This is a genomic window from Caballeronia sp. BR00000012568055 (assembly GCF_029439455.1).
In the GTDB taxonomy this organism is placed as follows: Bacteria; Pseudomonadota; Gammaproteobacteria; order Burkholderiales; family Burkholderiaceae; genus Caballeronia.
On the sequence record NZ_JAQFVG010000320.1, the window covers coordinates 20,708 to 29,912 of the forward strand.

Below are 9,205 nucleotides of genomic sequence, written 5' to 3' on the forward strand. Positions count from 1 at the left end.
CTCCATGATGACTTACAACCACGCGGCTTCCCCCAACCACGCAAGCCATGCTTCGGCGTCCGACACGTTGCCGATCCGCAATGACGAGCAAATCGTGCGGCTGCGCCAGTTCGTGCGCGAGAAAGCGGTCGCGCAAGGTCTGTCGCTGATCGATCAGACCAAGTTTGTGACGGCGGCAAGCGAGCTGGCACGGAACACGCTGATCTACGGTGGCGGCGGCGACGCGCATTGCACGGTCGTCGAGCGCAACGGTCGTCGCGGCCTCAAACTCGAATTTGTCGATAACGGGCCGGGCATTCCCGACATTCAGCGCGCGCTGTCGGACGGTTTCACGTCGGGCAGCGGCCTGGGTCTGGGTCTCGGCGGCGCAAAACGCCTCTGCGACGAATTCGATATCCGCTCCGCGCCGGGCGAAGGCACCCACGTTTCGATCACCAAATGGAAACCGTTCTAAAAGAGTCGATGGCCGCGCAGCAGCGCTTCGAGATTGCGGAGGCGAGCCAGATTGCCTTCGCGCGACGCGCGGCGGGCGAACTGGCGCGCGGACTCGGTTTCGACGAAACGGTGGCGGGCGAGCTTGCCATCGTCGTGACGGAGCTGGGGACGAATCTGCTCAAGCATGCACAGCATGGCGAAGTGCTGGTGCGGCCGCTGATCGATGGCGCGCGCTATGGCATCGAAGTGCTGAGTATCGACAGCGGGCCGGGCATTCGTGATCTGTACCGCTGTTTCGAAGATGGCTACACGACCGCAGGCAGTCCCGGCACCGGCATGGGCGCGATTCAGCGTCTCTCCGATGAACTCGATCTGTGGAGCGCGCCCGCGCTCGGCACGGTGCTGCGCGCGGTGTTCTGGAACAAGCCGGCGACGGCCGAACGCGCGAGTGGTGTCACGTATGGCGTGGTGAATTTGCCGCTGCAAACCGAAACCGTGAGCGGCGATGCGTGGTCTTGTCACGCGAGCGCCGACACGTTCACTGTGCTCGTCGCCGATGGCCTCGGCCACGGTCCGCAAGCCAATGTCGCGGCGATCGAAGCCGCGAAAGTGCTCGCGCAGGACGGCGACGCGCCGCTCGAACGCATCATGGACCTTGCCAACGACGCCTTGCGTCCGACACGCGGCGCAGCGGTCGGGATCGCGCGCATGCCGACGTTCTCATCGGCGATGGATGCGCGCGTGGTGTTCGCGGGCATCGGCAATATTGCGGCGAGCGTGTGGACGGATTCGTCGCACAAGCATCTGGTGTCGCATAGCGGCATCGTCGGGCATTCGGCGGCGCGGCGCACGCAAACATTCGATGTGCCTTATCCGCCGAATGCGCTGGTCGTGCTGCATTCCGACGGCCTGACTTCGCGCTGGGATCTCGCGCGTTATCCGGGCTTGAGCCTGCGGCATCCGTCGCTGGTCGCGGCGGTGTTGTATCGCGATTTCGCACGCGGGCGCGACGACGTGACCGTGTTCGTCGCGCGCGCGGCCGGAGCGGTGGCATGAATCAGCGTATTTATTCGATGCAGCTCGGCGGCGAGCGCGATATCGTCACCGCCCGCGTCAAAGCGCGCGATGCCAGCGCCGCGCTCGGCTTTTCCGCGCAGGACCAGACGCGCATTTCGACGTCGGTGCTCGAAGCGGCGCGCACGGTACTGATTGCGGGCAGCAGTGCGCGCGCTGAATTTTTCGTCGATGACCACGCGTATCCGCCATGCTTCGTGGTGCGCTTTCTCGCGTGCGCCGGAGCGGGCGATCGGCTGCGCGCGATGAAGCACGACGACTCGCAGGCATCGCTCGGCCTGCTCGCGGCGCAACGTTTGATGGATCGCTGCGCGATTGTCGATGAAGCGGACGGCGGCACATCCATCTCGCTCGCCAAGACCTTGCCCGAACACGTTTCCTTCGATCCACAAGCAATCTCCGATGCGTTGTCGCGCCCGACAGAACAAGATTCGACCACGGAATTACAGCGTCAGAATCGCGAACTGATCGGCGCGCTGGCGGACTTGCGCGAGCGGCAGGAAGAACTCACACGTCTCACGCGTGAACTCGAAGACACCAATCGCGGCGTGGTCGCGCTCTACGCGGAACTCGATGCACGCGCCGATCATTTGCGTCGCGCGGATGAATCGAAGTCGCGCTTTCTGTCGAATATGAGCCACGAGTTTCGCACGCCGCTTTCATCGATTCGTGCGTTGTCCAAACTATTGCTGGAACGTATCGACGGTGAATTGACGGAGGAGCAGGAAAAGCAGGTGCGATTCATCCGCAAGGCGGCGGAAGACTTGTCCGAGACCGTGGACGATCTGCTCGATCTGGCGAAAATCGAAGCGGGCAAGATCGAAGTGCGGCCCGAGGAATTCGAAGTCGATACGCTGTTTTCCGCGTTGCGCGGCATGCTGCGTCCGCTGTCGGCCACGGGCGCGGTAGAACTCGTGTTCGATTCATGCGAAGGTCTGCCGCCCATTCGCACCGATGAAGCCAAGGTCGCGCAAGTGCTGCGCAATTTCGTGTCGAATGCGCTGAAATTTACCGAACGAGGCGAGGTGCGCGTAAGCGCGAGTTATGACGAAGCGCGGCGTCTCATCACGTTTTCGGTGCGGGACACGGGCATCGGGATTGCGGCGGAACATCAGCAAGTGGTGTTCGAGGAATTCGGGCAAGTGGAAAGTCGCTTGCAGCAATACGTGAAAGGCACGGGTCTCGGCCTGCCGTTATGCCGCAAGCTGTGCAAATTGCTCGGCGGCGATGTATCGCTGGAAAGTGCGGTCGGAAGCGGTTCGACGTTTAGCGCGACGATTCCCGCGTATTACGGCGACGATTTCGATGTCGGCACGCATGGCGATACGCGCCCTGCCGTGCTGATCGTCGCGGGCAGTCCGATCGAACGGCTGGATTGCGAAGCGGCGTTGCGCCAGACGCCGTATCGCGCGATGGTCGCGGCCACGCTCGACGAAGCGAGCCGCGCGTTATCGCGCACACCGCCTGCCGCCGTGCTGCTCGCCGTGCGCCCGACACCCGACGAAGCGATGATCTGGCTCGCGGCGCTGCGCGCGCAGGCCGCCACGCGCAGTATTCCCATCATCGTGCTGGGCGACGATGAAGACCGTGGCGAGTCGGCGGCGCTGGGTGCGGCGGCGTTTATTGTCAGACCGGTGAGCGGCAATGAATTGGCAGGTATCCTGAATATCGTGTCGAACGCGCCGCTTACGCAGGAAGGTGAGCGCTCATGAAAAGCGAGTGGAGCGACGTGCTGATCCTCAACGTCGATGACAACGACGGCGCGCGCTATGCGAAAACGCGCATTCTGTCGCGCGCGGGCTTCAATGTGATCGAAGCGGGCACCGGCACCATCGCGCTCGAACGCGTGCGCGCCGAAGCGCCCGACCTCGTGCTGCTCGATGTGAAACTGCCGGATATCAACGGACTCGAAGTGTGCCGGCTGATCAAGGCATCGCCGGAGACATCGGGCACGTTGGTGCTGCAGACATCGGCGGCGGCGGTGCATAGCCTCGATCGCATACGCGGTCTTGAAGGCGGCGCGGATAGCTATCTGACCGAACCGGTCGAGCCTGCCGAACTGATCGCGCATGTGCGTGCGCTGCTGCGCGTGCGGCTCGCAGAAAACGCCTTGCGCGAGAGCGAAGAACGCTTTCGCCAGCTTGCCGATAATATCGACGATGTGTTCTGGATGCTCGATCCTTCGTCCAACGAATTACTTTATGTCAGCCCCGCCTATACGCGTCTTTTCGATGCAGGTGGCGGCGCGCCCGCACCCGCGCCCGGCGCGGGTCACTGGTCCGGCGATATTCATCCGCTGGATCGCGAGCATGTGGCGGATGCGTACCGGCAATTGCTGGCGCACGGCACCGCGTATCAGGTGGAATTTCGCGTGATGCGCGCGCATGGCGGTCCGCGCTGGATGGCGGAACGGGCGTTTTCAGTGCCGGACGTGCCGGGCAGGCGCAGTCGTATCGCGGGTATCGTCAATGATATTTCCGAGCGCAAGGCCGCGGAATTGCTGCTGCGCGAAGCCGATCGTCGCAAGGACGAATTCCTCGCGATGCTCGCGCATGAATTGCGCAATCCGCTTGCGCCGATTCGCAATGCCGTCGATCTGCTCGATCCGGGCCGCACACCGTCCAGCGAAAATTACTCGATCGTTCGCGCGATCATCGACCGGCAAGTACGGCATCTGAGCCGTCTTGTCGATGATCTTCTCGATGTTGCGCGCATCACGCAAGGCAAGATTACGCTGCGTGAAGAAACGGTGGATCTCGCCGCAGCCATCGACGCCGCGATCGAAACCACGCAGCCCGCGCTGCAAAGAAAGCGCCACACGCTGAGCACTAAGCTCTCTGATACGCCGCTCTACATCATCGGCGATAACATCAGGATTGCTCAGGTGTTTGCGAATCTGCTGTCGAACGCGTCGAAATATAGCCTGGAAGAAGGCGCGATCGAGATCGAGACGGAACAGCTCGGCGATGAAGTGCGGATCGTGGTGCGCGATCGCGGTATCGGCATTGCGGCGGATATGTTGCCGCATATCTTCGATCTGTTCGTGCAGTCGGAGACATCGCTGGAGCGCTCGGAAGGCGGCTTGGGCATCGGCTTGCCACTGGCCCGCACGCTGGTGGAATTGCAGGGCGGGCGTATCGAAGCGTTTTCGGCGGGATCGAATCAGGGCAGCGAGTTCACCGTGTGGTTACCGCTGGCGCAGACGCCGCCCGCGACCGCCGCACCCGTCGATGCAAACGCCGCACATGCGCCGGTCAGCGGCAAGCGCGTGCTGCTTGTGGACGACAGCGTGGACGCCGCCATGGCCATGTCGTTGCTGCTCGAAGCGGACGGCTTCGATGTGCGCACCGCGCACGACGGCCACGAAGCGCTCGCTCTTTCCGATACCTTCGCGCCGCAGATCGTGCTGCTCGATATCGGCTTGCCGGGCATGGACGGCTACAGCCTCGCAAGCGAAATGCGCAGCCGCGCCGCGACCGCCGATGCGTTGCTTATCGCCGTGACAGGCTACGGGCAGGCGCATGATCGTCAGCGTTCGAAGGACGCGGGCTTCGATCATCATCTGGTGAAGCCCGTGGCCTTCGAAGAGATTCAGAACGCGGTGCGGGGAAAGTTCGCAGCCGAGTTCTGAACGCTTATTTCGTCGCGATAAAAACCGAATTCAAATACGCGCAACGCATCGCCCTCTTTAGCACGGGCAAGCCCGTCCACGCGCTTCCCGCACGCTGCGGCGCGAACCGGTAGTGGACCAAAGTCCAATGTCCGATCCACGCGCGCCGATCTAGATTCAAACGGTATCCAACGGCCGATGCGCATGCTGCGCGCGTCGCGATGTGCTGCCTACCTTCCATGCACGATGAGCGAAGTGAAGCCTTTAGTGGCCGTGATCGACGACGACGAATCGGTCTGCCGAGCGCTCAGGCGACTGCTGCGCGCGGCGGGCATGACAGCGGAGAGTTTCGGCACCGGCGATGCGTTGCTCGCGGCCTTCGACGCTGCGCACAGCGACGCGCCGTGGCGGCCCGACTGCATCGTGCTCGACGTGCAGATGCCGGGCATGAACGGTCTGGACGTGCAGCGCCGGCTCGCGGACATGAACGCGCATGTGCCGATCGTTTTCATCACTGCCGGCGACGACTCCGCCGTGCGCGAGCAGGCGCTCGCGGCGGGCGCATCGGCTTATCTGCACAAACCGTTCGATGACGAAGCGTTCATCGGCGCCGTGCGCGCGGCGCTCGAAACAAAACGCGAGACATGAGGCCAGCGGGGCGGACTACGAGGGAGTATCGACATGAAGGGCGAGTTTTATATGAAGGCAGCCGCGTGCACGTTGATCGCCGTGCTGGCGATGGATGCATCGGCTCAGCAGATTTTTTATCCCGCGAAAGGACAGAGCCAGAGCAAGCAAAGCAGTGATTTGTCGGCGTGTCAGCAATGGGCGAAGTCGAACACAGGCATCGATCCGGCGATGCTGGCGCAGCAGGCCAATCAGCCGCCGCCGCAGCAGGCGACCGGTGGTCGTGTGCGCGGTGGCGCGGGTGGTGCGGCAGCAGGCGCGGCAATGGGCGCAATTGCGGGCGATGCGGGCAAGGGCGCGGCAATGGGCGCGGTCGGCGGCGCGATGGTCGGCGCTTCGCGGCAACGGCAGGCCAATCGCGCAAGTGCGAATCAGCAGGCGGCGAATAGTCAGCAGGTATCGCAGGAAATGGGGACCTTCAACAAGGCGGTCGGCGCCTGCATGAGCGGGCGCGGTTATACGGTTCAGTAGGTTTCCTAATGGAAATGGCTCGATAGAAATAACTCGACGAGACAACTCGGAGATTACTCATGCCGACATCCCCGTCGCGGATCGTCACGGTCACGACTGTCGCGCCGTCTTCGCTTGCGCGTTGGCGGCGCGTCTTCGTGTGGGCCGTGTTGATGCCGCTTGCGCTCGCCGTGACCGCGTGCAAGAAACAGGCAGGCGGACCCGCACCGCAAGCGCCCGAAGTCACGGTGATGACCGTCGAAGGGCATACCACGCCTGTCACATTCGAATTCGTCGCGCAGACGCAGAGTTCACGCGAAGTCGAAATACGTGCGCGCGTGGAAGGCTTTCTCGACAAGCGCCTCTATACCGAAGGCACGCTCGTCAAGGAAGGACAGACCATGTTTCAGATGGACCGCAAGCCTTTCGAAGCGAGCTTGCAGACCGCGCAAGGTCAGCTTGCGCAACAGCAGGCGCGGCTCACGGTGACCAAGGCAAACCTCGCGCGTGTGCGTCCGCTCGAGGCCGCCAACGCGGTCAGCAAAAAAGATCTCGACGATGCCATCGGCAACGAGAAACAGGCCGAAGCGGCGGTGATTTCCGCACAAGGCGAGGTGACGAATGCGAAGCTCAATCTCAGCTATACGACGATCAAGAGTCCCCTTACGGGTTTATCGAGTTATGCGCGCATGCAGGAGGGCAGTTATCTGTCGGCGGGAAATTCGAGTTTGCTCACCTACGTATCGCAACTCGATCCGATCTGGGTCAACTTCAGTCTCTCCGAGAACGAGATGCTGAGCTATCGCGATCAGACTGCGAAAGGTCTGCTCAAGCAGCCGGAAGATCGGCGTTACGTGGTGGAAGTGGTGCTGGCGGATGGCACGGTCTACCCGTACCGCGGTGCGGTCGATTTCATGGACCCTTCTTATAATAAGGATACCGGAACGTTTCTCGTGCGTGCGGTGCTGCCCAACAAGGAAGGTAGCTTGCGTCCCGGCCAGTTCGTACGTGCTCGCGTGCATGGCCTTTCGCGTCCCAATGCGATTCTCGTGCCGCAACGCGCCGTGCTGCAAGGCGCGAAGGGCCACTTCGTGTGGCTGCTCGACAAGGACGGCAAGACGCCGCATGAACAAGTAGTGGAGGTCGGCGACTGGCTCGGCGACAACTGGTTTATTTCGCAAGGCTTGCAGCCCGGTGATCGTGTGATCGTGGATGGCTCGGTGCGCGTGGCCAACGGCGTGCCGGTGAAGGTGACCGGCGATGCGCCGCCCATCGCCATGCCGGCGAGCGAGCCGATCATCACGCAAAAGCCCGCCGATGCCACGGCGCCTGCGAAATGAACCACGAGTGAGGGAGCGAAAACATGAAATTCTCTCACTTTTTTATCGACCGGCCGATCTTCGCGATGGTCGTGTCGATCGTCATTACGCTGGCGGGTTTGATCGCCATGCTTACGTTGCCGATCGCGCAGTATCCGGATATCACGCCAGCGCAGATTACCGTCAGTGCAACGTATCCGGGCGCAAGCGCCGATGTGGTCGCCAACAATGTCTCCGCGCCGATCGAACAGCAGGTCAATGGTGCGGACAACATGATCTACATGAACTCCTCGAGTTCATCGACAGGGCAGATGACGCTGAATGTGTACTTCGATATCGGCACCAATCCGTCGCTGGCACAGGTCGATGTGCAGAACCGCGTCAACCTCGCGTTGCCGCAGTTGCCGCAGTCGGTGCAGGCGCAGGGCGTGTCGGTGCAGAAGAAATCATCGTCGTTCATGATGGTGATTGCGATCTATTCACCGACCAATCGCTACGACTCGACGTATATCGCCAATTACGCGAACGTCTATGTGCTCGACGCGCTCAAGCGCATTCCCGGCGCGAATCAGGCGAGTATCTTCGGTAATCCTGATTATGCGATGCGCGTATGGCTCAAACCCGAGCGCATGGCGCAACTCGGCGTGACGGCGACGGACGTGCAGAATGCCGTCTCCAATCAGAACCAGCAGTTCGCGGTGGGTAGCATCGGCACCTCGCCGACGGGCGGCCCCGTGCAGCAATCGTTCGCGGTGACAACGACAGGCCGCCTTAAAACGCCCGCTGAATTCGAGAACATCATCATTCGCGCGCAGAACGGCGCGGCGGCGGTGGTGCGTCTGAAAGACGTCGCGCGCGTGGAACTCGGCCAAAAAGATTATTCGATTCGTGGTCGGTTTCAGGGCAAACCTGCAACCGTTTTGGCGGTGTATCAGCAGCCGGGCGCGAACGCGCTCGAAGTGTCGAAGCAGGTCCGCGCGACGCTGGAGCAGATGAAAAAGTCCTTCCCTGAAGGCATCGATTACAAGATCGCGATGGACACGACCGAGTTCACGCGCGCTTCCATCACCGACGTGGTGCATACGTTCTTCGAAGCACTCGTGCTCGTGGTGATCGTCGTGTACGTGTTCCTGCAGAGCATGCGCGCGACGCTGATTCCCGTGCTTGCGGTGCCGGTATCGATCATTGGCACCTTTATCGGCATGGCGATGCTGGGCTTTTCGATCAACATGCTGACCTTGTTCGGCATGGTGCTGGCGATCGGTATCGTGGTGGACGATGCGATTGTCGTGATCGAGAACGTCGAGCGCAATATGTCCGAGTTCAAACTTCCGCCGAAAGAAGCCGCGAAACGCGCGATGGATGAAGTGTCGGGGCCAGTGATCGCGATCGTGCTCGTGTTATGCGCGGTGTTCGTACCGGTGGCGTTTTTATCGGGCATTACCGGGCAGTTGTACAAGCAATTCGCCATTACGATTGCTATATCCGTAGTGTTCTCGGGCATCGTCGCGTTGACGCTTTCGCCCGCGCTCGCAGCGCTTCTGCTTAAGGAAGATCACGACCGGAAGAAGGCGCGCTTCTTCGTCTGGTTCGAGCGCAAGTTCGCGCAAATGACAGACAGCTATACGCG

At 61.7% G+C, this 9,205-nt stretch carries 8 protein-coding genes; all 8 read left to right on the forward strand.

Annotated elements, in window-relative coordinates:
* Positions 1-7 precede the first annotated feature (7 nt).
* Positions 8-454 carry an anti-sigma regulatory factor gene (locus P7F28_RS26345; RefSeq protein WP_370467414.1) on the forward strand — a complete coding sequence of 149 codons (447 nt, stop codon included), beginning with the start codon at positions 8-10 and terminating at the stop codon, positions 452-454.
* Positions 439-1,491, forward strand: a complete 1,053-nt coding sequence (locus tag P7F28_RS26350) for an ATP-binding SpoIIE family protein phosphatase (RefSeq protein WP_277187727.1) — start codon at positions 439-441, stop codon at positions 1,489-1,491. The genes P7F28_RS26345 and P7F28_RS26350 overlap by 16 nt, the downstream gene beginning before the upstream one ends.
* Positions 1,488-3,221 carry an ATP-binding protein gene (locus P7F28_RS26355; protein ID WP_277187728.1) on the forward strand — a complete coding sequence of 578 codons (1,734 nt, stop codon included), beginning with the start codon at positions 1,488-1,490 and terminating at the stop codon, positions 3,219-3,221. The genes P7F28_RS26350 and P7F28_RS26355 overlap by 4 nt, the downstream gene beginning before the upstream one ends.
* The gene (locus P7F28_RS26360) at positions 3,218-5,140 is read left to right on the forward strand and encodes a response regulator (RefSeq protein ID WP_277187729.1); all 1,923 of its coding nucleotides are present in this window, start codon (positions 3,218-3,220) and stop codon (positions 5,138-5,140) included. The genes P7F28_RS26355 and P7F28_RS26360 overlap by 4 nt, the downstream gene beginning before the upstream one ends.
* 225 nt (positions 5,141-5,365) lie before the next feature.
* Positions 5,366-5,767 (forward strand): response regulator transcription factor, encoded by a 402-nt coding sequence (locus tag P7F28_RS26365; RefSeq protein WP_277187730.1) that lies wholly within the window; start codon positions 5,366-5,368, stop codon positions 5,765-5,767.
* 33 nt (positions 5,768-5,800) lie between these two features.
* Entirely contained in the window at positions 5,801-6,277 is a 477-nt protein-coding gene (locus tag P7F28_RS26370; protein WP_370467412.1) for a glycine zipper family protein, read from the forward strand.
* 59 nt (positions 6,278-6,336) lie between these two features.
* Positions 6,337-7,596: an efflux RND transporter periplasmic adaptor subunit gene (locus tag P7F28_RS26375; protein WP_370467413.1), complete on the forward strand. Its 1,260-nt coding sequence runs from the start codon at positions 6,337-6,339 to the stop codon at positions 7,594-7,596.
* Between the two features lie 23 nt (positions 7,597-7,619).
* A partial coding sequence (locus tag P7F28_RS26380) for an efflux RND transporter permease subunit (RefSeq protein WP_277187731.1) occupies positions 7,620-9,205 on the forward strand: 1,586 nt, incomplete at its 3' end.